This is a genomic window from Streptomyces sp. NPDC103540 (genome assembly GCF_055584445.1).
Map to the genome: position 1 here is coordinate 142,980 of NZ_JBVJMA010000009.1, position 26,777 is coordinate 169,756.

The following is a 26,777-nucleotide window of genomic DNA, read 5'->3' on the forward strand; positions in this document are numbered from 1 at the left end:
GGGGTCGGTCGGGCGTGCCGGTCGGTGGCACAGTGGAGGCGTGCCCCGTTTCGACCGCTCCGGCGCGTACGAGGAGCCGGCCGCGGCCCTGGCCGCCGCGGCGGAGCTCCTCGCGCTGCTGCATGCCAGGGGGGCGGACGAGGTGGCGCCCGCCGTGTCGCCGTCGCAGCTGCGCCTGCTGCTCGCCGTCGAGGGCGCCGAGGGGGTCAACCTGCGGGCCCTGGGCGCGGTGCTCGGCTCCGGGCCGTCGTCGGTCACCCGGCTCTGTGACCGGCTGGAGGCGATGGGGCTGCTGATCCGCTCGCCGCATCCCTCGCGACGGCGCGAGGTGGAGGTGCGGCTCACGCCCCGGGGGCGGGCGTTGATGGACGAGCGGCGGGCGGTCCGCACGCGCGAGCTGTCGGCGGTGCTGGAGCGCATGGCGCCCGAGGCCGTGGCCATGCTCGTGGAGGGTCTGGCGGCGTTCCGGGAGGCCGCCGCGGGGTCCTCGGCCGTCGGCGACCCTCCTGCCGACGCCTCCGCCCCGCCGCCGGGGCCCTCGTCGGGGCCGGAGCCGTCGTCGGGGCCGGACACGTCGTCCGGCACGTCGTCGGCCCGGTTCCCGGACAGCGCCTGACGGTCGGCGCCGGCCGGTTCCGTCCTCTTCCGGTCACACCAGGATCATTGAGGTTGTAAAATATTGCCTTACGGCAAATGATCACTCTAGGCTTGCTCCTCGCGACCACGCGGCCGTCGGGCGTCCGCCGTCCGGAACGAGAAGGGACAGACGCGACGCCATGGCGAGCATTTCCGAGCTCGGGGGCCCACAGCCCCCGGTCGACGCACCGCGCCAACCACCACCCCCACCCCGTCGGGCGTCCTCCGGCAAACCGGAGGACCTGCTGGCCCTGTGGAACGGCGTACCTCCCTACGTCCTGCTCATCGAGGACGACGAGGGCGACGCCGTCCTCGTCGAGGAACTCGTGGAGGACAGCGGGATCAAGGTCCGCCTCGGTCGGGCCGGCTCCCTCGCCGAGGCCGTCGACCTCCTGGAGGCCGAGGCACCCGACTGCGTCCTGCTGGACCTGCACCTGCCCGACACCCGGGGCCTGGACGGGCTGGGGCAGGTCCTCGCCCTGTGCGCCGAGGCCGCGGTCGTCGTCCTGACGGGCCTGTCGGAGGAGCGGTCGGGCCTGGCCGCCGTCGCGGCGGGAGCGCAGGACTACCTGGTCAAGGGGCGTCTGGAGGCCGACGTCTTCATGCGGGCCATCCGCTACGCGATCCAGCGCAAGCGCACCGAGCTGGCGGCCGTCGCCCTCCAGGCGAGCAGGCTGCGCGCCGAGGAGAACGCGCGTCTGGAACGCGGCCTGCTCCCCACGCCGCTCCTGCTCGACGGCGTCGCGGACACCGTCACCGTCTGCGCCCGCTACCACCCCGGACGCGCGCAGACCCTGCTGGGCGGGGACTTCTACGACGTCGTCCAGACCCCCGACGGGGCCACCCACGCCGTCGTCGGCGACGTGTCGGGCCACGGCCCCAGCGAGGCCGCGCTCGGGGTGTGCCTGCGCGTGGCCTGGCGGTCCTTCGTGATGGCGGGCGCCCGCGACGCCGAACTGCTCCGGCTGCTGGAGCGGATCCTGCTGGCGGAACGATCCGGCCCCGAGATCTTCGCCACCCTGGTCTCCCTCACCCGCCCCGCCGGCACCGACGCCGTCTCCGTCCAGCGCGCGGGCCACCCCGGATTCCTGGTCCGCTCCGCGACGGGCGTGGAGTTGCGCACCGTCCCCGGCGGCCCGGCGCTCGGCATCCTGCCCGGCTGGGGCGGCGGCTGGCCCGTCGCCGAGGTCGAGGTGCGGCCCGGGGGCGCGGTGATGCTCTTCACGGACGGCCTGATCGAGGGACGCGTCGGGCCCGGCTCGGAGCGCCTCGACGAGGCCGGCCTCCTGGACATCGCCCGTCGACACGTCGACCTGCCCGCGGAACCGTTCGTCGACACCGTGATCCAGACGGCCCAGGGCCTCGCGGCGGACTGGGGCGGCCTGGCCGACGACGTCGCCGTCCTCCACCTCGAATGGAACTCCCCCACGTGACCTCCCCCGCACAGCCCCCCGCGACGCCCGCCGCGACGCCCCCCGGAAAGGTGCCCGAACGCCACGGCGCGAGCCTGCGGGTCTGGCTCACCACCGTGCTGGTCACCCTGGCCCTGATGGTGGTCGGCACGGCGGCGCTCGGCGCCACCCTGCTGTCCCACACCACCACCGCCGGGAACCGGCTCGTCGACGGGATCCTGCCCGCCCAGCGCGACGCCCTGCGACTGGAGACCGCCCTGCTGGACCAGGAGACCGGCATCCGCGGCTACCTGCTGGCCGACGAACCCGCGCTCCTGGAACCCTACGAACGCGGTCTGACCAACGAGGCCGAGGCCGCCCGGCGACTGGCGACGGTCCTCGACGACGAGGACGTACGCGAGGACCTCGCCGCCGTGCAGGAGGCCGCCCGCACCTGGCGCGAGGAGTTCGCGGCCCCCGCCATCGCCTCCGTGGAGAGCGGCGGCCCCCCGCCCTCCCTCCAGACGGGCAAGGCCCGCTTCGACGAGGTGCGCGGGCGGATCGCAGCGCAGCAGGAGCGTCTGGACCGCGTCCAGGCCGAGGCCCGCACGACCTTCGGCGAGGCCCGTTCGCAGCGCGACCACATCCTGCTCGCCATCGTCGTGGCCTTCCTGCTGACCGGCACCGCCCTGGCCGTGCTGCTCCACGTGGGGGTGCTGCGGCCGCTCGCCAGGGTGCGGACCGCCTCGCGGCGCGTCGCGGACGGTGCCTTCGAGGAGGAGATCCCCCTGTGCGGCCCCTCCGAGCTGCGCTCCCTGGCCCGGGCGGTGGAGGCCATGCGGCACCGGACCGTGGCCGAGCTGAACGCCTCGCGACGCAACGCCGAGCGGCTCGACCGCACGGCCGTGGCGCTCGACGCCCAGGCGGCGGAACTGCGCCGCTCCAACGCCGAACTGGAGCAGTTCGCGTACGTGGCCTCGCACGATCTACAGGAGCCGCTGCGCAAGGTGGCCTCCTTCTGCCAGCTGCTGGAGAAGCGCTACGGGGACCGGCTGGACGAGCGCGGAACGCAGTACATCGGCTTCGCCGTGGACGGCGCCAAGCGGATGCAGGTCCTGATCAACGACCTGCTGACCTTCTCCCGGGTGGGACGCGTCCAGGACGCGCGCGAGACGGTCGCGCTGGACGGCGCCCTGGACCGGGCGGTGCGCAACCTTGCAGCCTCCGTGGAGGAGAGCGGCGCGGAGATCGTCCGTCCCGAACGGCTCCCGGAGGTGGTGGGCGACCCGACGCTCCTGACGATGCTGTGGCAGAACCTGGTGGGCAACGCCGTCAAGTTCCGCTCGCCCGACCGCCCTCCGCGCGTCGAGGTGGCCGTGGTCGACGATCCCGCGGCGGACCCGGGCTTCCACACCTTCAGCGTCACCGACAACGGGATCGGCGTACCGGCCGAGTTCGCCGAGAAGGTCTTCGTCATCTTCCAGCGGCTCCACGCACGCGAGACCTACGGCGGCACCGGCATCGGCCTCTCGCTCTGCAAGAAGATCGTCGAGCACGCCGGCGGACACATCCGGATCGACACCGAGCACCGGGAAGGCACCCGGATCCTCTTCACCCTGCCCGTGGTCGCGGCCGCCACCGAGACCCCCGCGTCCGACGGCGACGTCGCGCGCCCCCTGCCCGCACCCACCGAAGGACTCCCCCGATGAGCGCGTTCACCGACCGGCCCCAGGCCACCCCCGCCGAAGTCCTGCTGGTCGAGGACGACGCGGGCGACGAGCTGATGACCCGGGAGGCCTTCGAGGACAACAAGATCGGCAACGTGCTGCACGTCGTACGGGACGGCCTGGAGGCCCTGGACTTCCTGTACCGGCGCGGCGAGCACGCGAACGCGCCGCGCCCCGACCTGATCCTCCTCGACCTGAACCTCCCCAAGTACGACGGCCGGCAGGTCCTGGAACGGATCAAGACCGATCCGGACCTGAACCACATCCCGGTGGTCGTGCTCACGACCTCGGCCGCCGAGGAGGACATCCTGCGCAGCTACAAGCTGCACGCCAACGCCTACGTGACGAAGCCGGTGGACCTCGACCAGTTCATCCGGGCGATCCAGCAGATCGACGACTTCTTCGTCACCGTGGTCAAGCTCCCCCGCAGCCGGTGAGCGGGCCGGCCGGGGCCGGCCGTGGGGCGGAAGGATCCGAAGGGCCGAGCGCGAAGGCCGCAGAGACGAAAGCGAGCAGCATGGACACGCACAGCAGCGGGGGGCGCGGGCGCGTCGAGGCCCGGACGGACGGGGACGTGCGCGTCGTCGTGATGACGGGCGAGTTCGACATGGACGGCGTGGCCGCCCTGCGGGCCGCGATGGACCCCACGGCTCCCGGCGTCAGCCGGTTCGTCCTGGACGTCACCGGGGTCACCTTCGCGGACTCGACCGCGCTCAGCATCATGCTCCAGCCCACGCTGGACCGCACGGTGGTCCTCGCCGGAGTGGTGCCGGCCCGGTTGGCGCGGGTCCTGGAACTCACCGGCGCCGACCTCGTCTTCGCCACCGCGCCCAGCGTCGCCGAGGGCACCACCATGATCGTCCCGCCCCGGCGGCGCTGAGCGGCGGGCTCCGGGCGGGCCGCTCGACCCCGGAGGCGGAGCGTGACGGATCCCGCGGGGCGGGGCTCACGGGGTCGGGGGCGGGTCCGACAACGTGACGGGCCGACGGTAGATGCCGTGCGGTTCACCCGCCAGTCGTACGGCGAGCGCGTCGTCGCCGCAGACGACCATCGGCGCGGGCGGCGGGTCGGCGGGCGTCACCCGGTGCTCCGCTCTCCGTGCCGCAGGCGCCGCCCGATCGCGTGCGCCGCCTCGCCGAGGGCGATCAGGAGCGCGGCGGAGCCTGCACAGCCCACCAGGGTCACGGGTGCTCCCACGACCGCGCTCACCAGTGCGAGTACGAGGGTGAGGGCCGTCCACCACGCCGCGAGCGACGCGAACGAGCGACGCGAACCTCCTTCGGCGACCGGCTCGTCGTCGTGGTGCACGGGTTCCTCCCCCGGGTCGAAGCTCTGGGGCCGACGCCGTCGTACGCGGGCACGCGCACGGCTGTCGCGGCGGCCTTCGTGATGGCGGTGACGGTCGGGCGGCGGCCCACGGTCTCCCGTCCCCGACCCTCGTGGGGCGCGACGGGGCCTACTCCCCCGCCCCATCCTCACGTTGGTGCCGGGGGTCGGTCCATCCGTGCCGGCACCCATATTTCGGCCACGGGAAAAGTGGCACGATGGGCCCCGCCGCGCGGCCTTCTCCTGCCCGAGCTCCTGCCGAGATCGACGGTGCGCCGTGGCGGCTCCACGTACGCCAGCGAACACGAGGGGGACAGCCGTGCCTGCTCCACGGATGAGCACGACACCACTGCCCGGAATCGGGGTCCGGTACGACCTCACCACCCGCGAGCACCGCCACCTGTCGGTGATCGCGCACCGGGACGGGACGCGGACGGTGAACCTCTACCGTCCCGACGAGCCCGACGCCGCCGAGCGGTCGCTGCGCCTTTCCGCGGCGGAGGCCACCTCGCTGATCGACGCGCTGATGCCGGCCCACCACAGCCCGAACCTCCTGCACACCACCGACCTGGGGCTGGTGGCCGAGCGGATCGCGCTGTCGGCTCACTCGTACTGGAACGGGAGGGTGTTGGGTGAGACGCGGATGCGGACCGAGACGGGGGTGTCGATCGTGGCCGTACTGCGCCGTGCGGAGGCCCGGCCCTCGCCCGCGCCCGACTTCCGCCTCGCGGGAGGGGACACCCTCATCGTGATCGGCACCCGCGAGGGCGTCGACGCCGCCGCGGCGATACTCGGACGGGAGTGACCGCCCGTGCATTCCGCCCTGTTCCTGATCGAGTTCGGTGCGATCATCCTCGGCCTGGGTCTGCTCGGCCGGGTCGCCGGACGGCTGAAGTTCTCCCCCATCCCCCTGTACCTGCTGGCCGGACTCGCCTTCGGGACCGGCGGCATCCTCCCGCTGCCGGCGAGCGAGGAGTTCGTGGCGATCGGCGCCGAGATCGGCGTCATCCTGCTCCTGCTGATGCTGGGCCTGGAGTACACGGCCAGTGACCTGGTCTCCAACCTGAAGACCCAGTACCCGGCCGGCCTGGTCGACTTCACCCTCAACGCCGTGCCGGGTGCGGTCGCGGCCTTCCTCATGGGGTGGGGTCCGGTCGCCGCCGTCGTCCTCGCGGGCGTCACCTGGATCTCCTCCTCCGGAGTCATCGCCAAGGTGATGGGCGACCTCGGTCGTGTCGGCAACCGCGAGACCCCGGTCATCCTGTCGATCCTGGTCCTCGAGGACCTGGCGATGGCGGTGTACCTGCCGATCATCACCGCCCTCCTCGCCGGGGTGAGCCTGGCGGCGGGCAGCGCGACCCTGGCCATCGCCCTCGGGGTCGCCGGGGCGGTGTTGTTCGTCGCGGTGCGCTACGGGCGCCACATCTCCCGCTTCGTCTCCAGCGACGATCCCGAGAAGCTCCTCCTGGTGGTGCTCGGTCTGACCCTGCTGGTGGCCGGCGTCGCCCAGCAGCTCCAGGTGTCCGCCGCGGTCGGCGCGTTCCTCGTCGGGATCGCCCTGTCCGGCGAGGTCGCCGAGGGCACCCACACCCTGCTCAGCCCGCTGCGGGACCTGTTCGCGGCGGTGTTCTTCGTCTTCTTCGGGCTGCACACCGACCCCGCGAGCATCCCGCCCGTCCTGCTGCCCGCGCTCGCCCTCGCCCTGGTCACCGCGGGTACGAAGATCGCGACCGGCTACTGGGCCGCGAAGCGGGCCGGCGTGGGGGTCAAGGGGCGCTGGCGGGCCGGGGGGACGCTGGTGGCCCGCGGCGAGTTCTCCATCGTCATCGCCGGTCTCGCCGTCAGCGCCGGCATCGAACCCGCGATGGGTCCGCTCGCGACCGCGTACGTGTTGATCCTCGTGGTGATCGGGCCGCTCACCGCCCGCTACACCGAGCCCGTCGCGGCGTGGGTCGGCCGCCGTCGCACCCCGCCCAGGCCGGCCACGGCGGCGGCGTCCCGGTCGGCCGCTCCGGAGGCCATCGAGGAGCAGGCGCAGGATCCGGTCGGCCGGTCGTGAGCGAGACGGCCGGGGCGGCGGGCGGCAGCGGGCAGTCCCGGCTGCCGCCCCGGTCGACCCCGGCCGTCTCCCGACCCCGACGCGGATTCCGGGTTTCCTCATGTCGGAAATTTGCATGACTGGGCGTCATTTACCGATTGTCGTACGCTAAACTCCCTTCCAGTCACTTCAGCTCGATTGAGCGGTGGGGCGCTCGTTTCTTCGGCGCGTCGGTTCGTCAGATCTGCCGGCAACGGCCACGAGGGGGACGACATGGACCGCGGCATCCGCGCCACATCCCTTCCCCGCCCGTCGGGCCCCCGCGGGGTGCCCGCTCGTCCCACCAGGGCGGCTCGGATCGACAACGCCGCTCGCGGCAGCGTGCCCGATAGCGCCGGCGGCCCGTTCCCGCGCCTGACCTAGCCCGTCCGGGCAAGCGCGCGGATCCCCCGAGAGCACCGTCCCCACACTCCGCTTCGCGGCGTCCCCGCGCCCCCACCTCACGACAGCCGCCCGAGACCGCCGATCGCGACGTGACGTCGGCCTGCCGTCCACGCGCGGGATCCGGCAGTCGACCCCGCACCCTCCGCGCCCCGTACCGCGTTCCGCACCCTCCGCGCCCCGCACCCGGCAGTGGCCCCTGCCTGCCCGGAGCGGCCGCCAAGGCACTGACGCCGTCACCGACTCGAACCGGAGGACCGACGCCCGTGCACCACACGACCGCCATGCTGATCGAACTCGGAGCCATCATCCTCGCCCTGGGCCTGCTCGGACGCCTGGCCGGCCGCGTGGGCCTCTCCCCCATCCCCCTCTACCTCCTGGCCGGCCTGGCCTTCGGCCACGGCGGTTTCCTTCCGCTCCGCGCCAGTGAGGAGTTCATCGCGACCGGCGCCGAGATCGGCGTCATCCTGCTGCTCCTGCTGCTGGGGCTGGAGTACTCCTCCTCCGAACTCGTCACCAGCCTCCGGACCCAATACCCTTCGGGCGCCGTCGATTTCGCCCTCAACGCCGTGCCCGGCGCGATCGCCGCGCTGCTCCTGGGCTGGGGTCCGGTCGCGGCGGTCGCGCTCGCCGGAGTCACCTGGGTGTCCTCCTCCGGAGTCATCGCCAAGGTCCTGTGCGACCTCCGCCGGCTCGGCAACAGGGAGACCCCCGTCGTCCTGGGCGTCCTGGTCATCGAGGACCTCGCCATGGCCCTCTACCTCCCGATCCTCACGGCACTGCTCGCCGGGGCCGGCCCGGCCGGCGGCGCGCTGACCCTGCTCGTCTCCCTGGGCACCGTCGGCGCCGTCCTCTACCTGGCGCTGCGCCACGGGCGCGTGATCAGCCGGGCCGTCTCCTCCGACAGCGCCGAGATGCTCCTGCTGGTCGTCCTGGGCCTGACCCTCCTGGTCGCCGGGATCGCCCAGGGACTCCACGTCTCCGCCGCGGTGGGCGCCTTCCTCGTCGGGATCGCCGTGTCCGGCGAGGTCGCCGAGGGGGCCCGCGGTGCGCTGACGCCGCTGCGGGACCTGTTCGCCGCCGTCTTCTTCGTCTTCTTCGGCCTGTCCACCGATCCGGCCGCCATCCCCCCGGTCCTGCTCCCCGCCCTCCTGCTGGCAGCCGTCACGACCCTCACGAAGATCGCCACCGGTTGGTACGCCGCCCGCCGCGCCGGCATCGAGGGCGGCGGGCGCCCGCGCGCGGGCGGAACCCTCGTCGCCCGCGGCGAGTTCTCCGTCGTCGTCGCCGGCCTGGCCGTCGCCGCCGAGCCCCGCATCGGACCGCTGGCCACCGCCTACGTCCTCATCCTGGTCCTCGTCGGCCCGCTCACCGCCCGGTACACCGAGCACGTGGCCAAGCGTCTGGCAGGTCTCCTTCGCCCGGTCCCCGACCCCTCGCCCGCCGGCGACGGCCCCTCCGGCAGCCGCTCACCGGCGGTTTCCGCCGACGTGTGAATCCCGCGCGGGCGCCGGGGTCAGTGCGCTCCCGCGGTGTCCGCGCGGGGGTCGGAGCCGGCGCAGGCCTCGGCGAGCCGGTCGATCAGCGCGGACGCGTCGGGGTGGGGGTCGCGGCGGGGGGTGATCGCGTAGACGCCGCGGGCAGGGGGGTCGACGAGCGCCGTCGTCGTGACGTCCGCCCGCAGCGCGCGCCTGAGCACCCCGGGGATCAGCGCGATGGCGTGACCCGTCGCGACCAGGGCCAGCTTGCCGGGCAGGTCGGCGGCCCCGAGGTCGATCCGGGGGCTGAATCCGGCGCGGGCCGCGTGGCGGCGCAGGAGGGCCGCCGAGCCGTCGTTGTCCTCCACCCAGGTCTCGTCGGCCAGGGTCTCGACGCGCACCGGGCCGTGGCCCGCCCGCGGGTGTCCGACGGGCAGGACGACGACCATCTCGTCCAGCCCGAGGAAGCGCCGTTCGACGCGCGGGTCGTCGGGGAGCCCCGGGGGCGCGTCGGTCACGGCGGCCACGTCCAGCCGGCCGGCGAGCACGCGTTCGTGAAGGGCCCCGGTCAGACCCGGCGACAGGCTCCAGGGGCGGGGCCCGGTCTCCTCCAACAGCCTGCGCAGGGCCTCCGGGACGACGCCCGCGGCGAGGGAGGGCGTCGCGCCGACGTTCAACGGCCGGCCGTGCGCGCCGTTCTCGGCCTCGCGTACGGAGCGCACGGCGCGGTCGGCCTCGTCGAGCGTCGCCGCCGCGTGACGCCGGAACACCGCGCCGACCGCCGTCGGGCACACGCCCCGGGCGCGGCGCTCCAGCAGCTTCGCGCCGAGTTGTCGTTCCAGCCCGGCCATCTGGCGCGAGATGGCCGACTGGGTGTGGTTCAGCTCGGCCGCGGCCGCCGACAGGGAGCCGAGTCGGCACACGGTCACGAAGGTGCGCCACACCGTCAGGTCCATGGCGCCAGTATGCCGGCAGGCATGCGTTTCGCGCATGGCTGGTGTGCCAGACCTTCGCTTGTCGCATGGGTGGAGGGGGCCGCAGGCTGGTTCCCATGACTTCCACACCGCACAAGATCGCTGTCCTCGGGTTGGGGCGCATGGGCGCCGCGATGGCGACCCGTCTGGCCGGGCACGGCTTCGAGGTCACCGGGTGGACGCGCTCGGGCCGGCAGGTGAGCGACCTCGGCCGCGCGGCCGATCCGAACGGGGCGGTCGCGGGCAGAGACCTCGTCCTCCTGGCCCTGTTCGACGGCCCCGCCTGCCGGCAGGTCCTCGACGAGGTCCGCGCCTCGCTGGGCCCCGACACGCTCGTGGTGAACACCGGCACGATCTCCCCCGACGAGGCGGCGGAGCTGGCGCGCCTCGTCGGCCCGTCCTACGTCCACGCCCCGCTGCTCGGCTCCGTACCGGCAGCCGAGTCCGGCGCTCTGCGGATCCTCGCGGCGGCGCGGCCGGCCGCGCTCGAACGGGCCCGGCCGGTCCTGGACGTCCTCGGCGCCGTGCGCCCCGTCGTGGACCCCCCGACCGCGGCCGCCTTGAAACTGATCGCCAACCACAGCCTGGCGGGCGGCGTCCTCGCCCTCCGCGACACCCTGCGTCAGGCGGACGCCCTCGGCCTGCCCCGGGAAGGGGTGCTCGACGTCCTCGAACTCGGCACGCTGGGAGCCCTGGTGGCCCGCAAGCGGCGCTTCCTGGACGGCGGGCCGCGGGATTCCCCGGCCGAGTTCACGATCCGCGCACTGGCCAAGGACATGGCCCTGCTCGGCGGCGCCTCCTCCGCTCCGCTGCGCGGTGGCGCCGCCCTGCCGGATGCCTCGCCCGCCTTCGCGGGGGCGGACATCGCCGTCGCCGCCACGGTCCCGGCCGCCCCGGAGGCGGTACTCGCGCCGCTTCGCGCGTACGTGCGCGGGCACGCCACCGGCGAGCCCGCCCATTTCCGCGACGCGTTCCTCCCCACCGCCCGCATCGAGGGGATCCGCGACGGCGCGTTCGTCTCCTTGGACGTGGAGGAGTACTGCGCCCTCTTCGCCGGCCGACCGGCGCCGGACGAGCCGACGCGCTCGCGCCGCGTCGAGAGCCTCGATGTGCGCCACAGCGTCGCCACGGCGACGATGACGCTCGTGCACGGGCCGGACACCTTCACCGACGTCTTCCTCCTGACGTGCGTGAAGGGTGCCTGGCGGATAACGAACAAGGCCTACCACCGCCACGACCGCCCGTGAGCCGGCGCCCGATCGGGCGCCGGCCACACGTGTCACTCCATCCCTTCTGACGAGTTGTCGGAGCCGTTCGGCCTCAGGTGCCGGGTGCGCACACCAGCGTCACCGTGAACACCGCCGACGCCACGCCCTGCTCCGATCCCTGCCGGGGCACGGTGAGTTGGGCCTGCACCTTGGGCCGTGGTTCTGCCGGGTTCCCGCGGGCGGGGGCGTTGACGACGAATTGGGTCTTGGAACTGGGTCCGGTGAACTTCACCACGGGCTCCGACCGCTTGCCCGTGTCGGGGCTGAACCACACGACCTTGATGTCACCGGTTCCCGTACCCGAGAGCGTTCCCTCGAACGTGACGGGAGTCGCCTGGTTGCAGGGGACCGTGGGCGTGTCCGGTTTCGTCGCGACCACGTCGGCATCGGTGATGTTGACGGTCACGGGGGCGGGGGCGTCCGTGCAGGAGATGGTGGAACCGCGACCACCATCGACCGGCCTGACCTTGTAAGTGCCGTCCCGCAGGTTCTTCGCGAGGAGGTTGCCGCTTCCGTCGACCCGCGTTTCGGATGTCCTGCCGCCGATTCGGGTGATGGTGACCTTCTGGTTCGACCGGAAGCCGGTGAGCTCCACGTTGACGTTGGTAGTGGAGCCGCCCAGCGGTATCAACCGGCACGCCGGGGCGGCGGGGACCTGCACGGCCGAAGGAGCCGCCTGGGCGCCCATCGTCGGCGGAAGGGCGACCGCGGAAGCCAGGAGTGGGACGATCAATGCACAACGACGTTGACGATTCATGCTTCCCTCCATGGCAGAGTGCTGCATGGGTGTATACGGAAGGTATCCGGCTCGCCATGGCGGGTGACGCGAGACGTGTCGCGGCAAGAGGGGAACGGCCGGCGTACCGGCCGGTCGGGGTCAGCGCTCGACGCCGGCTTTCCGCGAACGTCGCGGATGGGGTGAGATGCTGACGGGCCGTCATGGCGGCCTGTGGTGGCCCCGCACCGCGGGGCTCCTCTCCGAGGGTACCCGTCGCCATGGGAGCCGGCCCGTCCAGCGCGCCCCCGGCCCGACCCCTCCCCCACGTCGACCCGAATGCGGTGAGGGCGGGCTCCCGCGGCGGGGAATTGCCGGGGCCCGGAAGCGGGCGGAGCATGGAAGTGACCCCAACCGATCGAGAACGGGGCTTCCCATGACCGGCAGAACACGCCTGCGCTGGACGTACCGGACGGCGGTGGTCGCCGGGACGGCGTGCGCCCTGGCCGTCGGCCTTTCCGTGCCGGCCTCGGCGACGACCCTGGTGAGCGTGGTGCTGGACGCTCCGGACGTCACGGTGACGTTCCGCGACTCCCACCCGGACGACGTGTACACGACGCTGATCCTTCGCCCGAACGGCGTTCCCGGGGAGACCCGGAAGATCCGCGTGGCGAACGAGGTACCCAGTGTGAACAGGACCGTGGTGAGAACGGTCAACGCCGGCCTCCGGGCGGGTGTCCCCTACTGCGCCGTGCTCCAGACCGGGACCGAGGGCGGTGAAGGGGCCTTCGGGAGCTTCGGGGCCACCTATACGTCGAACGAGATCTGTTCGGAGGCCGCCGGCTCGGCCAACGCCCCTTCCGACGTGGCCATCGGCAGCGTGACGGGCGAGGAGAACCCACCGGCCGGTACGAACCGCAACTACTGGGTCTCCTACTCGAACGCGGGCGCCGACGCGAAGGGCGTGACCATCACCGTCCAGACGAGCGGCTCCGTGACCGTACGGCGTCCCCCGGACTCGGGCACCTTCAACGGCTTCCAGTGCAGCGGCGGCGCCACGGGTTACACGTGTACCGGCGGGAGTCTCCCCAAGGGCACGAAGAACCAGATCCCGGTGCTCGCCACCATCGCCCGCTCGGGCCCCGGCGCCATCCACGCCACCATCACCGCCGAGGGCGACCCGAACCCCGGCAACAACGCGACCACCCTGCCCGTACTGGCCGTCCCGAAGTAGCAAAAAACGGCGACCGCATTTTTGCGGGTGGAACTTCCTGGGCCGGACCCGACCACCGTGATCGACTGTGACTGCCGCGGGGATGCCGCACCGCACCGGCGGATCACCCCACCGCCGCCCCGCGGCGCCCCGGCCCCACCCCCACGGTGGTCCGGGAACGAAGAACGGCGACGGGCCGAGAAGCCCGCCGCCGGCACCACGTCCGTGCCCGCGAGGCCGGTCGCACGAAGGAGAAGATTCTTGTCGGTCCGAAAGATCCAGGCGGTCGCGGTCGCGGCCGCCGCCCTGGCGAGTGTCGCGGTGGTGGCCACGCCCGCCGAGGCGAGCGGCTACTGCTCGCGTGGAGGCGGCGTCTACTTCTGCGAGTACGGGGTGACCAAGCACAGGCTCCCCGACGACACGAAGCAGGAGTTCGTCATCGGCACCGACCGTGCGGTGTGGACCCGTTGGACGGACTCCGACGGCGACTGGTCGAAGTGGATGTCCATGGGCGGAAGGGCGTCGAGCCAGGCGTACGTCTACGACTACGACACCAGCGACCCCTGGAGCTTCCGGCTGTTCTACTACGACGAGAAGGCGGAGTACTGGGGCCGCAACCGCGACCACGACGGCAACTGGTCCGCGTGGAACCGCTACGACCTCCCCCTCAACGGCTGATCACCGAGGCCGACCGCGAGGAGTCCCCTCTTCCCCCGATCGGGACTCCTCCGGCTCCGGCTCGTTCACCGGCCCTCGCGAGCGACACCGCTCACGGGGGCCGTCGCCCGTTCCGCCTGGCCGGCCCGCCGGTCTTCCGGTCTGCCCTCACGTCCGCGTCGTGAGGCGGGCCACCGCCGCGTCGTACCGTGCCCGGAACCCCTCGTCGTCGGTCGAAGCCCGCAGCAGCGCGCCGAGCGCGCGCACGGCGCCGTCGTCGTAGCCGAAGGACTCCGCCTCCCGGGCCGCCAGGTCGAGTTGGCGGATGCCCCGGGCCTCGTCCCCGAGCCCCAGGAGCGCCTCGCCCCGCACCATGAGCAGCAGGACGCGCGGGATGTCGGCCGTGTCGGACCGGTCGTCGAATTCCAGCGCCTCGGTCGCCGTGTCGAGCGCCCGGCGCCATTTCCCGGCGTCGGCCCAGTGCCGGGCGAGGTGCTGCATGGCCAGTCTCTCGATGGTCCGGTCTCCGGCCCGGCGCGCCAGCTCCACCGCGCGCTCGCATCCTCGCGCGGCCTCCTCCAGGCCGCCGAGTGCGGCCTGCGCGATGGCCAGGACGACCAGGGCGTTCGCCTCGGCCACCACGTCACCGGCCCGGGAGGCCAGCGCGGAGGCGGCTTCCAGGTGGGTGAGCGCCTCCGGGACGCGTCCCTCCTCGGTCAGCACCCAGCCCAGCACGTTCAACACGCGTGACTCGCCGTGCCGATCGCCGTCGGCCCGTGCGGAGTCGAGGGCGGTCTCCAGGAGGGGGGCCCAGCCGTCCCGTACGCGCCACACGATCAGCGGCCACAGCATCAGGACGATCCGCCAGGTCCTGTCGTGGAGTCCGGCGGCGTGCGCCGCGGCCGCGGCCCGGGTGAGGTCGTCGCGCTCGGCGGCGTACCAGGCCACGGCGGCGGACCGGTCGGTGAACTCCCGCACCGCGGCCGGCGGGAGGTGGTCGGCGGGCAGCGGGAAGCAGTCCTCGTTGCCGGGCTCGGCCGCCGCCACGGCCGCGATGCCCGTGGCGACGTAGTGGTCCAGGAGGCGCCTCAGCGCGTCGGGTTCGGTGTCGAGGCTGCGTGCGTAGAGCCGGACGAGGTCGTGCATCGTCCAGCGGCCGGGCGCCGTCTCCGTGACGAGGTGGGCGACGGCGAGCCGTTCGAGGGAGGTTTCGGCGGCCGTCGGGTCCGTGCCGGCCAGGGCCGCCGCCGCGTACCGGTCGACGTGCGTACCGGGGTGGCGGCCGAGGTGGGCGAACTGACGCGAGACCTCCCCGGGGAGCTGTTGCAGCGTCACGCGCAGCGCCGCCCGTACGCCGGTGTCCTCCACGTCCAGCAGTCCCAGCCGGCGCGTCTCGTCGGACAGTTCGTCGGCCATCTCGGCCAGGGACCACGCGGGCCGCCCCGCCAGCCGGGCGGCCGCCACGCGCAGTGCGAGCGGCAGCCCGCCGCACAGCTCGGCCAGCCGGAGCGCGGCCTGCGGCTCCGCGCGCACGCGGTCCGTGCCGAGCACACCGGCGAGGAGCATCGTGCCGTCCGCCGGTTCGAGGACGTCCACGGCGACGGGCCGGGCGGTGTCGGTGACGATCAGCCCCTGCAACCGGTGTCGGCTGGTGATGACGGTGACGCAGTGCCGACCGCCGGGCAGGAGCGGTCTGACCTGCTCCGAGGCCCGCGCGTTGTCGAGCACGACGAGGAGGCGGCGGTCGGCGGCGAGCGACCGGAACAGCGCGGCCGCGCCGTTCGCCGAATCCGGTATCCGGTCGTGGGGCACACCGAGCGCGGGCAGGAACTCGCGCAGCACCTCCAGCACGGCGGGCTCGCCGGTGTCGCCGTAGCCGCGCAGGTCGGCGTAGAGCAGTCCGTCGGGGAATCCGGGGCGGCCGTGGTGGGCCCAGTGCAGGACGAGGGCCGTCTTCCCGACGCCGGCGGGCCCGACGACCAGGCAGACCGGTGCCTCGCCGGTGGCGGCCCGGGACAGGGCGGTGAGCTCCGCCGCCCGCCCGTGGAACCCGCGCGGCGCGCGCGGCAGCAGGTCGGGTACGCCGGTCGGCGGGGCGGCGTCCGGTACGGGGGCGGGGGGCGGGGTCTCGGTGGCGGGTGCCCGGCGCGGACGGCCCAGGCTCGCGGCGCGCTCCAGTTCCCCCGCGCCGGCCGCGTCCAGGGCGAGGGCGGTGGCCAGGGCCCGCACCGTGCGGCGCTGGGGTCCGCGGGAGTGTCCGCGCTCCATGTACGACAGCGCGCGCACGCTGATCCCGGCGGCGTGGGCCAGCTCCTCCTGGCTCAACCCGGCCCGCCGGCGCAGCCCGTGCAGGAGCACGCCGAAGTCCGCGGTGGCCGGTGTGCCGGTGTCCATGTCTGGATGTCCCCTGGTCGATGCGGCCCGGCGGAACGCCGCGCCTCGCCGGCAAAAGTATGCCCGACATACTTTTGCGGGTGAAATGCGTCGTTCCGGTTCCCGCCGGGGGCAGGCGGGTGGCAGGTCGTGGACCTCATCGGTCCGCGGCGGGTCGGTTCCTCCCCCCGGTGAGTCGGTGGTGCCTGCGGCCGGTCAGGCCGACGGCGACCCATCCGGCGAAGAGGAGGACCGCGGCGACGATGCCGGCGACGGTGTCGGTGTAGACGAGGGCGAGGAGGATCGCGATCAGCGCGATCGTCCCGGCCGAGGACGCGGCGAAGGAGTCCGCGCGCAGGACCGCGCGCAGGAAACCCGAGGGGGCCCGGGAGAGGGGACCGTCGGGGGAAGCGGAGGGGGAAGTGTCAGTCATGGCCTGCCCATTCTGCGACCGGAAGGCGTCATGATCAACAGAAGGGCGGGAGGGCGAGCCGTCCTCCCGGGCCGGCCCAAGGCTTGCCCGGGAGCTCAGGCCGTCGGGCCCGCCGCTACTTCAGCAGGGTGCGGAACTCCTCGAAGTCGAGGACCCCGTCGTGGTTCGCGTCGGCCTCCATGGCCTTCTTGACCTCTTCGGCGAGGTGCCCCTGGGCGCCCTCGGCCTTGAACCCCCGCGCCAGTTCGACGATGCTGATCCGCCCGTCGCCGTCGGTGTCTATCTCGGCGAACAGCGCCCTGAGCTCGGCCTCGTTCATCACATACCTCTTTCGCGTTCACAGGCCCCGAAGGCCCGCATGTCCCACCCACCCTGCCACACCGTCGACACCACGCCGCCGGCCGATCCCCGGGTCCACAACGCTCCGTCCGGCGCCGCCGGCACCGGGCACGGACGCCTTCCTCGCCGAGGAGCGCCGCCGGCTGGACGCCCGGTTCCCGGACGGGTGGTCGGAGGAGCACTACGTGGTCGACCTGCGGGCGGTCCCGCGTCCCTGAACCAGCGGGCGGACAGGCGGTGGCTACTTCAGGTGGCCCGCCAGGTGCCTGTTCCAGCTGCGCACGGCCTGCTCGTATTCGTCCGCGCAGCGGTAGGCGCGGGCCTGGGGCAGCCACGCGTCGGAGACCACCCAGGCGTACTTCACCTGGTCCGATCCGTAGAGCATGCACAGCTGGTTGTAGTACCTCTGGAGGGTCAGCGGGTGCTCGTCCGAGTAGTCCGGTGCCTCCGTCTCCAGGCTCGCCTGGAGCCCCTTCGCCCACAGGGTGCTGCGCGCGGTGTCACCGCTCGGGTCGGCCTTGAGGAGCAGCAGGACGGCGAGTTCGTCGGCGGCGTCCTCCTCGTTGCCGGTGATCTGGATGTCGTAGAGGTCGACGACCGCGTGGCCGAGCTCGTGGAAGTAGGAGCCCAGCATCGCCCCGGCCACGTCGGTCAGTACGGGGTCGTGGGTGGCCTCGGGGTCGGCGGCCTCCGCCTCCGCGTTGGCCTTGGTGAACATCCGCTCCCGCGCCGAGGCGTACTCGTAGCACAGGGTGATGTACGGGCGTGCGTAGGCGGCGTTGGGCTCACCGCACTGGCTTCCCCGTACGACGATGTCGGTGGGGATGACGAGGAGGGCGTTGGACAGGCCGGTGTACAGCTCGATGTAGCGGCCCTGGCGGAAGATCTCCCGACCGCGTGCCGCCTCGCCGCCGTCGGGCTGCGTGATCGGCTCGTACGCGCCGCGGAAGCCGGGCGTCGCGCTCGTCGACGGTCGGGGCGTGGGGGTGTCGGCGCGGCCGACGCCGGCCGTGGCGAGCGGCGGGACGGCCCAGAGGGTCCAGACCGCGGCGAGCGACGTCGCGGCGAGCGCGGAACTCCAGCGGTTCACGACCGGCCTCCTGTCGCCGGGGATCCCCCCGATCGAGTCCCCCGATCACCATCGGGCGCGGATGCCCTTCGTGCGATTCGGCTACGCCGTTCGGGTGAACGCCGACGGCCTGCCGCGGGGCATGCCGGGCGGATTCCCGGCGGCCTGCCCGGCGGGTGCGGGCCGCCGGTCGGGACCCCGCTCAGGCGCCCCGCAGGCGGCGTACGACCTCCTCGCTCAGGCGCCGTTGCAGTTCGGCGAGCTCCTCCGGCGTGTAGGCCTTGAGGTCGCCCGGGTCGCGGGGGTTCTTCGCCCCCGCCTCCCGCTTCTGCCGTTCCCGCTCCGCGAGCTCCCGCTCCTCAGGCGATCCGGGCGCCGCGTGGGCGCATCGGATGAGCGCCCCGTCCGCGGCCTTCAGGCAGGTCGCCTCGCGGCCGTCGACCTGTCCGCGGCCCTCCACCCGGTACCGGATGTTCTGCTTGCTGCCCACGGTCGCCGTCCAGGTGCTGCCGCCCGTGGGGACGACCTCGAACACCTCGTCGTCGTTGTAGCAGCACACGTCCCGGTACTCGGCCTTGATCAGGGCCACCAGCGCCTGCGGCGAGGACCAGGTCGGGTCGAGGCGGTGGACGGTCATGGGGGCCAGTCCCCCACCCTCGTGCCGCATCGGCACGGTGGACACCGCGACGATCGAGCCGGCGTCGCCCTGCGGGGTGAGGGGGGTGACGTAGGCGCCGGTCCCGGCCGTGTCGCGCGGGCGCAGGGTGAACTCGGATTCGTTGCCCTCGTTGGCGCCGTCCTCGGAGGCGTCCCAGCCGCTGCGCTCGAAGTACCAGTCGCCGAAGCCGCCCACGGCGACGGTGGCCTCCCGCTGCCGCGCGGCCAGGCTCAGCGGGTAGGAGGGGCCGGGTACCGAGGCGGTGTCGTCGGTGATCGTGAGCCGGCCCGTCCGGCCGTCGTAGAGGGCGACCCCGGCGGGGCGTTCGGTCACGACGAGGATCCCGGTCTGGCGCTTGAGCGGGACGACCACGACCGGCGTAGCGCCCCGGCAGGTCACGTACACGTCCCCGGCGTCGAAGCGGACCCAGCGGCGCTGCGCCGAGATCTTCCGGCCGAGGTTGTGGCCGAACCAGCCGCCGACCCTGGCGTCCGCCGTGTCCACGTCGAACGCGCACCGCTCCTGGCTGCGCCCGACCCCGCCGAGCGGCACCTCCTGCACGAGTCCGACCTCGTACCCGGCCAGCCAGCCGCGCCGTTCGACCAGGGTGGCGAAGCGGTCCGCGTCGGGCAGGTAGGTGATGTCGGCGATCTCACCCGTGACGTCGCCCAGGTGGGGCGCCGCCTGGGCCTGGCCCACGACGTACGGCGCCCGGGCCGCGAGCGCTGGCACGGGCTCGGTCACCACCTCGGCGCTCGCCATGTAGGCGCGGTCCTGGAGGTAGGCGCCGTAGACCAGCCAGCCCACGGCGAGACCGAGCCCCACCACGGTGCCCAGCCAGCCGAGGGCGACGGCCGAGGCCGTACCGGTCACCTTGCGCCCGCCCCGGCGCAGGAGCCGCACCAGCAGCAGGCCCGCCGTCACGACACCCGCCGTGAGCAGGGGCAGGGCGAGCCAGGCGAGGATCTTGCGGACCTCCCACACCAGGATCGTCGTGTAGTACGAGCCGTACCACAGCAGGAATCCCGCCACCACGACGGCCAGCCCCACGCGCACCATGCGGCCCATCGGTGTCCCCCCACCCCTTGTCGCCCTGACCGGTTCCGTACCCCGGACGGGTCGGTGTCATCCGCGGGACGGCGGCAAGATCGAGAGCGGAAAGGTGGGCCGGTGACTCCAGCCCCTTCGACAACTTCGCTCATTCGTCCGCCCGTTGGGAGCGTCACGCATACGATCACGCCATGGAACCCCTGATCGCGCCACTTCCGGCCGGTGCGCCCGACCGGCTCGGCGGGCACCGGATCGTGGGGGTGCTCGGGGCCGGCGGCATGGGCACCGTCTACCTCGCCCTGCGGGGCGGGCGGCCGGTGGCGCTGAAGACCATCCGGCCCGAGCTGCTGCGCGACCCGCTCCTACGGGAACGGTTCGTCCGCGAGGCGGACGCGGCCTCGGCCGTGCGCGGCCCCTTCGTGGCGGCCGTCCTCGGCTCCTCCACCGCCGACGGGGTGCCCTGGTTGGCGACGGAGTTCGTGCCGGGACCCACGCTCGGCGAAGCGGTGCTGCGCCACGGGCCGCTGCCGGTTCCGGCGGTGCGCGCGCTGGCCGGCGCCCTCGCGCGGGCCCTGACGGCGCTGGGCCGGGCCGGCGTCGTCCACCGGGACCTCAAGCCCTCGAACGTGATCCTCGGCGCCGACCGCCCGCGCGTGGTCGACTTCGGCATCGCCCGGGTGGTCGGCGACACCACGCTCACCACCACCGGACAGCGTCCCGGGACACCGGGCTACATGTCGCCCGAGCAGGTCGTGAAGGGCCCCCTCGGGCCGGAGAGCGACGTCTTCTGCCTGGGCGCGATCGTGGTGTTCGCGCTCACCGGCCGGCACGCGTTCTTCGACGGGGACCCGGTCCACGCGGACTTCCGGATCGCCCACGAGGCCCCCGACCTCACCGACGTGCCGGGCACCCTGCTGCCCGTGGTCCGCGCCTGCCTGGAGAAACGACCGGCCGACCGGCCCACCGCCGCCGAGGTGGTCCGGGCGCTCGACCCCCGGGGCGGCGCGCTGCGGCCCGCCGCCCGATGGCTGCCGCCCGAGGTGCTCGCCGACGCGACCGGGCTGGCCCGCGCCGCCGCGGGCCTGGGCGCGGCCCCCCGGGGGCCGGCCCGGCGGCGCGTGCTGGCCGCGGCGGGTGCGGGCCTGCTCCTCGCCGCGACCGGGACCGCGCTCCTGGTGCGCCGCGACGGCGAGCGCCGCAGCCGTTCCGCCGCACCCCGCTGGAGCGGCCCGCCCGGTACGGTGCCGCCGCCGCTGTGGTCCTACGACGGCGCCGCCGCGCGGCCGGGGTTCGGGCCGCTCGACGTCGACGGGTGGGCGTGCTTCGCGGACGGCGGGGGCGAGGTCGCCGTCCACGACCCGGTCTCGGGGCGGCGGCGCGGGCGCGGGCCGGTGGTGTCCGCGCTGCTGGGCGGTGGCCGCCCGGTGGCCCTGGCCCCGGACGGCGCCGTTCTGTTCCTCGACGCGGGCGACGGCTCCGTGGCGCGGCGTACGTCGGTCGGGGCGCGGGCCCTGCCGGGCGCCGACGGCGAGCGCGTGTACGTCCTCGACGAGGCGGGGCGGGTGGTCGCGTTGCGGCGTACGGACGGCGGGGTCGGCTGGCGCGTGCCGGTTCCGCTGCCGGGTGCGGTGCTCGACGCGGCGACCGGGCGGGGGCTGCTCGTCCTGGCCTCCGCCGAGGGCGGTGTGGTGGCCCTGTCCGTCTCCGACGGGAGCCTCGTGTGGCGCCTCCCGGCCGGGTCGGGGGGCGGGTCGGGTTCCGGGGGCGGCCCGGGGGGCGGCTCCGGGCGGGTGGTGTTCGGCGAGCGGGGCGTGCTGGTCGGCGGCGGTCCCACGCTGACGTGCCTGCGGGCGGGTGACGGCGGCCGGCTGTGGGAACTGCCGGCGGACGAGGGCACGGGCTTCGGCGCACCCGCCCCGGCAGGCGACGGCGTGTACGTGGTGGACGGCCGGCAGCTGCGGAAGGTCGACGCGCGGACCGGGACGCCCGTGTGGACCGTGTCGGCCGCCGAGGAACTGGACCGGGAGCAGGCCCCGTTGGTGTCCGGGGCCGGGGTGTTCGCGGCGTTGCGCGCCCCTGATCTCGGAGTCCTCGCGCTGCACACGGGGCGGGCGGCCGAACAGTACGTGTTCGCGCCGGCCCTGCCGCCGGACGTACCGGCCGACGCCCCGTGGCGCGGCGCGGTGGTGGGCGGCGGCTGCGTGATCTGGCGCCGCGGCGGGGCGGTCCGCGCCCTGCCGGGCATGTGACCCGAGACGGTCGGGCACCTCGACGGGAGCGTGGGGCATGGGGGTCGGACGACTCGTGGCGGGGTTGGCCGCGCAGGATCCGAGGGAGGTCGGGCCGTACCGGCTGCTGGCCCGCTGGCCGGGGCCCCGCCCCGAACCGCCCGAGAACGGCATGTACCTCGGCCGTGACCGGGCCCACGGGCACGCCGTGGTGTGCCTGCTGCCCCCGGCAGCGCACGGGGCGGCCGCGGCGTTGCGCCGGGGCGGGCCGGTGCCGGGGACGGCGGCCGTACGGGACGCGCGGACCGACACCGCGCCCGCCTGGGTGGCCCTGGCGTACGCGCCCGCGGTGTCCCTCGCCGACCTGGCGCGGCCGGACGCCGGGGGCGGGGTGCTGCCCGCGGAGCAGGCGGTACGGGTGGCGGGGGCGGTGGCCGACACCCTGGCGGGCCTGCACGCGCGGGGCGTCGGTTACGGGGCCGTGGCGCCCGAGGGGGTCTGGCTGACGACGGGCCGCCCGCTGCTGCTGGCCCTGCACGCCTGCCGCACCCTCACGACGCCCGGGGGCGGCGGCGCGCGTGGTGAGACCGAGCCCGCGCGCGGCGGGCCCGAGCCGCACAGCCGCGTGTCGACGGTGCCCGCCGCCTGGATGGCGCCCGAGGTGGCCGCCGGCGGGCCCTCCTCGGCGGCGGCCGACGTGTACGCCCTCGCGGTGCTGCTCCTGCACACCGCCACGGGGCGGCTGCCGTTCGGCGACGGCCCGCCGCCCGTGCTGGCCTACCGCGCCGCGCACGAGGCACCCGTACTGCCCGAACTTCCGGGCCTTCCGCAGGAGTCGGTCCGGGCCGTGGCCGCCGCGCTGGCCCCCTCCCCCGCGGACCGGCCGACGGCCGCCGAGCTGTGCGCGGCCCTGACCCCGGGCGGGGCGGAACCCGCGTGGGCGCACGGCACGGCGCCCGGACGGGTCGTGGCCGCGCTGGCGGTGCGCTCGCAGTCCGTCGCCGACCTGGAGGCGCCCGACGAGCGGCCGGCGGAACGTGCCGCGACGGCGGTGGCGACGCTTCCGGACGGGCCGGAGGAGGCGGGCAAGCGCGTCGCGACGGCCGACACCCGGACGCGCGACGCGGCTCCGGGGCCCCGTGCGACGCAGGCCCCGCCACCGCCCGCGGCCCCCGCCACCCCGACCCGCCGCCGGGTCCTCTCCGGCCTGCTGACCGGCGCGGCCGGGGCGGCCCTCGGGGCCGGCGGGGCGCTCGCCTGGTCCGGCCTCGTCCGCGACGAGCCCGGCGGAGCCCCGGCCCCCGGTGCCCGACCCGGTCCGGCGTCCCCGCTCCCCCGGGTGTCGGGGATGCCGCCGGGGGCCCTGTGGCGCCTGGACGACGACACGGCGCGGACCCGGCTGCTGCCCGTGTCCGGCGGCGGCCGGTTCCTGGTCGCGCGCGGCGACGACGTGTACGGCCACGACCTCGGCACCGGCCGGCAGGTGTGGGAGCTGCCCGGCGCGGGCCAGAGCCTGAACCGGCCCGTCGCGGTGCCGGGCGACCGCGCGCTGATGGCGCGGTCGGGGCTGGCGCTGGTCTCCCTGGGGGACGGGCGCACGCAGTGGTTGCAGCGCTACGAGGACCTCACGAAGGTGCTCGCCGTCGAGGGCGGCACGGCCTGGCTGCTGGTCGGCGACGGCACCCCGAAGGGCGGGAACCGGCTCGCGGCCTTCGACCTGGAGCGGCGCCGGGAGACGTGGCGCACCCCGCTCCCGGACGGGTTCGGCTACGACCTCGACGTCACGGTCGGCCCGGCGACGGTCGTGGTCGAGGTGCCACCGCCCGACGAGGGCGTCTTCCGCGACGTGCACGCCGTACGCACCCTGGCGATCGCGGGCTTCGACCGCGCGACGGGGCGCATGCTCTGGAACCGTACGTACCCCGAGGTGTACGGCGGCGCCGCCTCCGCCGTCGACCCGGTGGCCGGCCGGCTCTTCCTGCTGTCCCGGGAGCACGCGCACGCCTACGACCTGACGACCGGCGCCCGGCTGTGGGAGTCGCGGGCCCAGGTGGGCGACACCAACGGCCCTCCCCTGCTGGCGGGCGGCGTGCTGTGCGTGAACGACGCGGGCCTGGGTCCGCTGGTGGGGGTGGCGGCGGACACCGGCAGGACGCTGTGGGAGCAGAGCCTCGACGAGGTGCTGGAGTGGACGATGCTGGGGCCCATGGTCGTGGGGTCGTCCGGCCGCACGGTCTACCTGTCGACCCTGCGCCGAGTCATCGCGACCGATCTCGCCTCGGGCCGGCGGCAGTGGCAGGTCTCGCTGTCCGGCACGGAGGCGCGGGAGCCGTTCCAACTCGTCTCCACGGCCGGGGTGTTGCTCGTCGCCCGGTCGTCGGCGGTGGTGGCGATCCCGGCGGACTGACCGACCCGACCCGCCGCCGACGCCGCCGCACCGCCTCCGCGCGGTGCACGCCCTCGCCTTCCACGCCCTCGCCTTCCACGCCCTCGCCTTCCTCGTCCTCGCCTTCCTCGTCCTCGTACGCCGCTCCGAAGGAGTACACGCCCATGTCCACGGTCCTGCCCCTGCTCCCCGACGACCCCGAGCGGCTCGGGGGGTACACCCTCCTCGGCCGGCTCAGCAGCGGCGGCATGGGGACCGTGTTCCTGGCGCGCTCGGCCGGTGGGCGGCTCGCCGCGGTGAAGACCGTACGGGCGGACCTGCGCGAGCGGCCCGACCAGCGGGAGCGGCTCGTGCTGGAGGCGGAGGCGGCCCGGGTGCTGGGCGCGGAGCACACCGCCGCGTTCCTGGGGGCGGACCCCGAGGGGTCACCCCCGTGGCTGGCCACCTCGTACCTGATCGGCCCCTCCCTGAACGAAGCGATGGCCGCGGGGGGCCCGCTCCCGGAGGCGGCCGTCCGCCGGCTGGGGTCGGCGCTCGCCGGGGCCCTCGCCGCGCTGCACCGGGCCGGGCTGGTCCACCGCGACCTCAAACCGTCCAACGTGCTGATCACCGCGCGCGGCCCCCTGCTCATCGACTTCGGTCTCGCGCAGGCTCCGGGCAGCCCCCGCCTCACCGCCCCCGGCGGTGTCACGGGCACTCCGGGGTACATGTCGCCCGAGCAGGCGCGCGGTGAGCGGCCCGACGCGCGGGGCGACGTCTTCGCGTTGGGCGGCGTACTGGTCTACGCCTCGACGGGGCACGGCCCGTACGAGGCCCGGGGCCGACACGACACGCTGCGGCTGCTGCGGGACGGCGCGGCGCCCGACCTGGCCGGGGTGCCGGAGGGGTTGCGCGCGAGCGTCGCCGCCTGTCTGGCGGCCGAACCGGACGGGCGTCCGTCGCCGGAGGCCCTGCGGGACACCTGGGGGCCCTTCGAGGCGGGCGAGTTCGCCGATCTGCTGCCCCCGGGGGTGCTCGCCGACCTGTCGCGCCGCGTCGGCGACATCGCCGCGCTCGGCTCCGCCCCGCTGCGGGCCCCCGCGGCGGGGCCCGCGCCGTCGCGTCGGGGGCTCCTCGCGGGCGCCGCCGCGGCGGCCGTCACCGGGGCGGGTCTCGGGGCGCTGTGGTGGTCGGGTGCGCTGTCGGGCTCCGGCGGCGGGGCCCGCGCGGGCGGCCCGTCGGGCACGCCGCTTCCGAGCGGTTCCGCCCGTCGTCCGGCCGGTACCGCCCCGGCCCCGTCGTGGTCGGTGGCCGCGCCGCATTCCGCGACGCCCGCGATGGCGAGCGACGAGGTGCTGGTCCACCACGGTCAGGTCCTGCGCGGGATGTCGACCTCCGACGGGGCGACCCTGTGGGAGGCCTCGACCACCAGGGTCGGCATGGTCCCGGCGGGCGGCCGGCTCGCGGGTCTGTTCATCGACGCGGACGCCAACCCGGGCGCCGGCTACGTCGATCCCCGCACCGGTCGTCTCGGCGCGGACGCGGTCGGCCCGTCCGTACTGGGCGATCTCGACTTCACCAGCGTGGTCCTGACCGCCGACGAGACCTGCCTGTACCTACGGGCCTCCTACCGCTCGGACGGCGACGGGCACCAACCCTGGTTGACCGCCTACGACCTGACGACCCGCCAGATCCGGTGGCGGCAGCGCATGGAAGGTGCGGTGTGGGGCCCGGACCGGTCGCTGATCATGTCGGCGACCGTCGCGGACGGACGGCTGGTCGCCTCCGACCCCGGACGGATCTTCGCCGTCGACACGCGCGACGGCCGGCTCCTGTGGTCGCGTCGGCTGCGCACGGACGAACAGGCGGTCGCCTCCGACGGTTCGGGCGGCATGCGACCGCCGGTGGTCTCGGACGCGCACGCCTTCGACGTGGACGACACGATCACGGCGGTGGACCTGGCGACGGGCACCGTCTCCTGGAGGCTGGAGCCCGAGGGGGACCGGCTGCTCAGCGCGCCGGTCTGGGTGAACGGCGTCGTCCACGTCGCGGACGGGGTGCTGAACTCCTTCGACGCGAGGACCGGGCGCAGGGTGTGGACGCACGACCCGGGCGCGTACGTCCGGCAGATCGCGAGCGCGGCGCCGTTCCGCGGGGAGTTGTACGTGGCGGTGGGCGGCGACGGGCAGGCCGTCGTGGCGGTGGACCCGGACGCCCGCCGCACCGTGTGGACCCTGTCCGCGGGGGCGGTGGGCATGTCCGACGGCCCGGAGCTCCTCGCCCGTCGCGGCGACCGCCTGTACGCCCAGACGACGGACCGGGTGGCGGCGATCCCGCTGGCCTGAGGCACGCGGCGTGGCCGGTGGCCTTCGCACCGGCTTCGTGTCGGCGGCCGGCG

At 74.8% G+C, this 26,777-nt stretch carries 23 protein-coding genes; 14 read left to right on the forward strand and 9 right to left on the reverse strand.

Annotated elements, in window-relative coordinates:
• Positions 1 to 40: 40 nt before the first annotated feature.
• The 5 genes from ACZ6ZI_RS22670 to ACZ6ZI_RS22690 all read left to right on the forward strand — a co-directional run bounded on the left by ACZ6ZI_RS22670 (position 41) and on the right by ACZ6ZI_RS22690 (position 4,634).
• Complete coding sequence (locus ACZ6ZI_RS22670) at positions 41 to 616, forward strand: MarR family winged helix-turn-helix transcriptional regulator (RefSeq protein WP_469523659.1); 576 nt, start codon at positions 41 to 43, stop codon at positions 614 to 616.
• 160 nt (positions 617 to 776) lie between these two features.
• Positions 777 to 2,069, forward strand: coding sequence for a PP2C family protein-serine/threonine phosphatase (locus ACZ6ZI_RS22675; protein ID WP_469523661.1), 1,293 nt, complete (start codon positions 777 to 779; stop codon positions 2,067 to 2,069).
• Positions 2,070 to 2,185: 116 nt separating this feature from the next.
• A complete protein-coding gene (locus ACZ6ZI_RS22680; RefSeq protein WP_469524009.1) occupies positions 2,186 to 3,736 on the forward strand; it encodes a sensor histidine kinase in 1,551 nt (516 codons plus the stop codon).
• A complete protein-coding gene (locus ACZ6ZI_RS22685) occupies positions 3,733 to 4,191 on the forward strand; it encodes a response regulator (protein ID WP_363055924.1) in 459 nt (152 codons plus the stop codon). The genes ACZ6ZI_RS22680 and ACZ6ZI_RS22685 overlap by 4 nt, the downstream gene beginning before the upstream one ends.
• Before the next feature lie 80 nt (positions 4,192 to 4,271).
• On the forward strand, positions 4,272 to 4,634 hold the full coding sequence (locus ACZ6ZI_RS22690; protein WP_469523663.1) for an STAS domain-containing protein: 363 nt from the start codon (positions 4,272 to 4,274) through the stop codon (positions 4,632 to 4,634).
• A gap of 66 nt (positions 4,635 to 4,700) precedes the next feature.
• On the opposite strand, the gene ACZ6ZI_RS22695 is transcribed toward ACZ6ZI_RS22690, so the two are convergent.
• Positions 4,701 to 4,835, reverse strand: coding sequence for a hypothetical protein (locus ACZ6ZI_RS22695; RefSeq protein WP_469523665.1), 135 nt, complete (start codon positions 4,833 to 4,835; stop codon positions 4,701 to 4,703).
• Positions 4,832 to 5,062, reverse strand: coding sequence for a hypothetical protein (locus tag ACZ6ZI_RS22700; RefSeq protein WP_469523666.1), 231 nt, complete (start codon positions 5,060 to 5,062; stop codon positions 4,832 to 4,834). Before ACZ6ZI_RS22700 ends, ACZ6ZI_RS22695 begins: the two co-directional genes overlap by 4 nt.
• Before the next feature lie 352 nt (positions 5,063 to 5,414).
• Here ACZ6ZI_RS22700 and ACZ6ZI_RS22705 point away from each other — a divergent pair, with 352 nt between their 5' ends.
• The 3 genes from ACZ6ZI_RS22705 (at position 5,415) to ACZ6ZI_RS22715 (ending at position 9,055) form a co-directional block, all read left to right on the forward strand.
• Positions 5,415 to 5,885: a cation:proton antiporter regulatory subunit gene (locus tag ACZ6ZI_RS22705; RefSeq protein WP_469523668.1), complete on the forward strand. Its 471-nt coding sequence runs from the start codon at positions 5,415 to 5,417 to the stop codon at positions 5,883 to 5,885.
• 6 nt (positions 5,886 to 5,891) lie between these two features.
• A complete protein-coding gene (locus ACZ6ZI_RS22710; protein ID WP_469523669.1) occupies positions 5,892 to 7,139 on the forward strand; it encodes a cation:proton antiporter in 1,248 nt (415 codons plus the stop codon).
• 686 nt (positions 7,140 to 7,825) lie between these two features.
• Positions 7,826 to 9,055, forward strand: a complete 1,230-nt coding sequence (locus ACZ6ZI_RS22715; RefSeq protein WP_469523671.1) for a cation:proton antiporter — start codon at positions 7,826 to 7,828, stop codon at positions 9,053 to 9,055.
• A 20-nt stretch (positions 9,056 to 9,075) separates the two neighbouring features.
• Here the strand turns inward: ACZ6ZI_RS22715 and ACZ6ZI_RS22720 are convergent, their stop codons facing one another.
• Complete coding sequence (locus ACZ6ZI_RS22720; protein WP_469523673.1) at positions 9,076 to 9,993, reverse strand: LysR family transcriptional regulator; 918 nt, start codon at positions 9,991 to 9,993, stop codon at positions 9,076 to 9,078.
• 95 nt (positions 9,994 to 10,088) lie between these two features.
• Between ACZ6ZI_RS22720 and ACZ6ZI_RS22725 the strand changes: the two genes are divergently transcribed.
• Positions 10,089 to 11,258 carry a nuclear transport factor 2 family protein gene (locus ACZ6ZI_RS22725; protein ID WP_469523674.1) on the forward strand — a complete coding sequence of 390 codons (1,170 nt, stop codon included), beginning with the start codon at positions 10,089 to 10,091 and terminating at the stop codon, positions 11,256 to 11,258.
• 73 nt (positions 11,259 to 11,331) lie between these two features.
• On the opposite strand, the gene ACZ6ZI_RS22730 is transcribed toward ACZ6ZI_RS22725, so the two are convergent.
• Positions 11,332 to 12,012, reverse strand: coding sequence for a hypothetical protein (locus tag ACZ6ZI_RS22730; RefSeq protein ID WP_469523676.1), 681 nt, complete (start codon positions 12,010 to 12,012; stop codon positions 11,332 to 11,334).
• A 418-nt stretch (positions 12,013 to 12,430) separates the two neighbouring features.
• Between ACZ6ZI_RS22730 and ACZ6ZI_RS22735 the strand changes: the two genes are divergently transcribed.
• Positions 12,431 to 13,228, forward strand: coding sequence for a hypothetical protein (locus ACZ6ZI_RS22735; RefSeq protein WP_469523678.1), 798 nt, complete (start codon positions 12,431 to 12,433; stop codon positions 13,226 to 13,228).
• 240 nt (positions 13,229 to 13,468) lie between these two features.
• Positions 13,469 to 13,885 (forward strand): hypothetical protein, encoded by a 417-nt coding sequence (locus ACZ6ZI_RS22740; RefSeq protein WP_469523681.1) that lies wholly within the window; start codon positions 13,469 to 13,471, stop codon positions 13,883 to 13,885.
• A 147-nt stretch (positions 13,886 to 14,032) separates the two neighbouring features.
• Here the strand turns inward: ACZ6ZI_RS22740 and ACZ6ZI_RS22745 are convergent, their stop codons facing one another.
• The 5 genes from ACZ6ZI_RS22745 to ACZ6ZI_RS22765 all read right to left on the reverse strand — a co-directional run bounded on the left by ACZ6ZI_RS22745 (position 14,033) and on the right by ACZ6ZI_RS22765 (position 19,804).
• Positions 14,033 to 16,258, reverse strand: coding sequence for a helix-turn-helix domain-containing protein (locus tag ACZ6ZI_RS22745; RefSeq protein ID WP_469523683.1), 2,226 nt, complete (start codon positions 16,256 to 16,258; stop codon positions 14,033 to 14,035).
• 136 nt (positions 16,259 to 16,394) lie between these two features.
• Entirely contained in the window at positions 16,395 to 16,670 is a 276-nt protein-coding gene (locus ACZ6ZI_RS22750) for a hypothetical protein (RefSeq protein WP_469523685.1), read from the reverse strand.
• Between the two features lie 115 nt (positions 16,671 to 16,785).
• Complete coding sequence (locus tag ACZ6ZI_RS22755) at positions 16,786 to 16,989, reverse strand: EF-hand domain-containing protein (RefSeq protein ID WP_363055915.1); 204 nt, start codon at positions 16,987 to 16,989, stop codon at positions 16,786 to 16,788.
• Positions 16,990 to 17,250: 261 nt separating this feature from the next.
• The gene (locus ACZ6ZI_RS22760; protein ID WP_469523686.1) at positions 17,251 to 18,099 is read right to left on the reverse strand and encodes a DUF4344 domain-containing metallopeptidase; all 849 of its coding nucleotides are present in this window, start codon (positions 18,097 to 18,099) and stop codon (positions 17,251 to 17,253) included.
• 181 nt (positions 18,100 to 18,280) lie between these two features.
• Positions 18,281 to 19,804 (reverse strand): hypothetical protein, encoded by a 1,524-nt coding sequence (locus tag ACZ6ZI_RS22765; protein ID WP_469523688.1) that lies wholly within the window; start codon positions 19,802 to 19,804, stop codon positions 18,281 to 18,283.
• A 173-nt stretch (positions 19,805 to 19,977) separates the two neighbouring features.
• On the opposite strand from ACZ6ZI_RS22765, the gene ACZ6ZI_RS22770 reads away from it, so the two are divergent.
• The 3 genes from ACZ6ZI_RS22770 to ACZ6ZI_RS22780 all read left to right on the forward strand — a co-directional run bounded on the left by ACZ6ZI_RS22770 (position 19,978) and on the right by ACZ6ZI_RS22780 (position 26,724).
• Positions 19,978 to 22,035, forward strand: coding sequence for a serine/threonine-protein kinase (locus ACZ6ZI_RS22770; RefSeq protein ID WP_469523690.1), 2,058 nt, complete (start codon positions 19,978 to 19,980; stop codon positions 22,033 to 22,035).
• Between the two features lie 37 nt (positions 22,036 to 22,072).
• Complete coding sequence (locus ACZ6ZI_RS22775) at positions 22,073 to 24,421, forward strand: outer membrane protein assembly factor BamB family protein (protein ID WP_469523692.1); 2,349 nt, start codon at positions 22,073 to 22,075, stop codon at positions 24,419 to 24,421.
• A gap of 143 nt (positions 24,422 to 24,564) precedes the next feature.
• The gene (locus ACZ6ZI_RS22780) at positions 24,565 to 26,724 is read left to right on the forward strand and encodes a protein kinase domain-containing protein (RefSeq protein WP_469523693.1); all 2,160 of its coding nucleotides are present in this window, start codon (positions 24,565 to 24,567) and stop codon (positions 26,722 to 26,724) included.
• Positions 26,725 to 26,777: the final 53 nt, after the last annotated feature.

Coding starts and splice junctions, on each gene's coding strand:
- ACZ6ZI_RS22675 (WP_469523661.1), top strand. CDS start 777: ATGGCGAGCATTTCCGAGCTCGGGGGCCCACAGCCCCCGGTCGACGCA.
- ACZ6ZI_RS22680 (WP_469524009.1), top strand. CDS start 2,186: ATGGTGGTCGGCACGGCGGCGCTCGGCGCCACCCTGCTGTCCCACACC.
- ACZ6ZI_RS22685 (WP_363055924.1), top strand. CDS start 3,733: ATGAGCGCGTTCACCGACCGGCCCCAGGCCACCCCCGCCGAAGTCCTG.
- ACZ6ZI_RS22690 (WP_469523663.1), top strand. CDS start 4,272: ATGGACACGCACAGCAGCGGGGGGCGCGGGCGCGTCGAGGCCCGGACG.
- ACZ6ZI_RS22705 (WP_469523668.1), top strand. CDS start 5,415: ATGAGCACGACACCACTGCCCGGAATCGGGGTCCGGTACGACCTCACC.
- ACZ6ZI_RS22720 (WP_469523673.1), bottom strand. CDS start 9,993: ATGGACCTGACGGTGTGGCGCACCTTCGTGACCGTGTGCCGACTCGGC.
- ACZ6ZI_RS22725 (WP_469523674.1), top strand. CDS start 10,089: ATGACTTCCACACCGCACAAGATCGCTGTCCTCGGGTTGGGGCGCATG.
- ACZ6ZI_RS22735 (WP_469523678.1), top strand. CDS start 12,431: ATGACCGGCAGAACACGCCTGCGCTGGACGTACCGGACGGCGGTGGTC.
- ACZ6ZI_RS22745 (WP_469523683.1), bottom strand. CDS start 16,258: ATGGACACCGGCACACCGGCCACCGCGGACTTCGGCGTGCTCCTGCAC.
- ACZ6ZI_RS22750 (WP_469523685.1), bottom strand. CDS start 16,670: ATGACTGACACTTCCCCCTCCGCTTCCCCCGACGGTCCCCTCTCCCGG.
- ACZ6ZI_RS22755 (WP_363055915.1), bottom strand. CDS start 16,989: ATGAACGAGGCCGAGCTCAGGGCGCTGTTCGCCGAGATAGACACCGAC.
- ACZ6ZI_RS22765 (WP_469523688.1), bottom strand. CDS start 19,804: ATGGGCCGCATGGTGCGCGTGGGGCTGGCCGTCGTGGTGGCGGGATTC.
- ACZ6ZI_RS22770 (WP_469523690.1), top strand. CDS start 19,978: ATGGAACCCCTGATCGCGCCACTTCCGGCCGGTGCGCCCGACCGGCTC.
- ACZ6ZI_RS22775 (WP_469523692.1), top strand. CDS start 22,073: ATGGGGGTCGGACGACTCGTGGCGGGGTTGGCCGCGCAGGATCCGAGG.
- ACZ6ZI_RS22780 (WP_469523693.1), top strand. CDS start 24,565: ATGTCCACGGTCCTGCCCCTGCTCCCCGACGACCCCGAGCGGCTCGGG.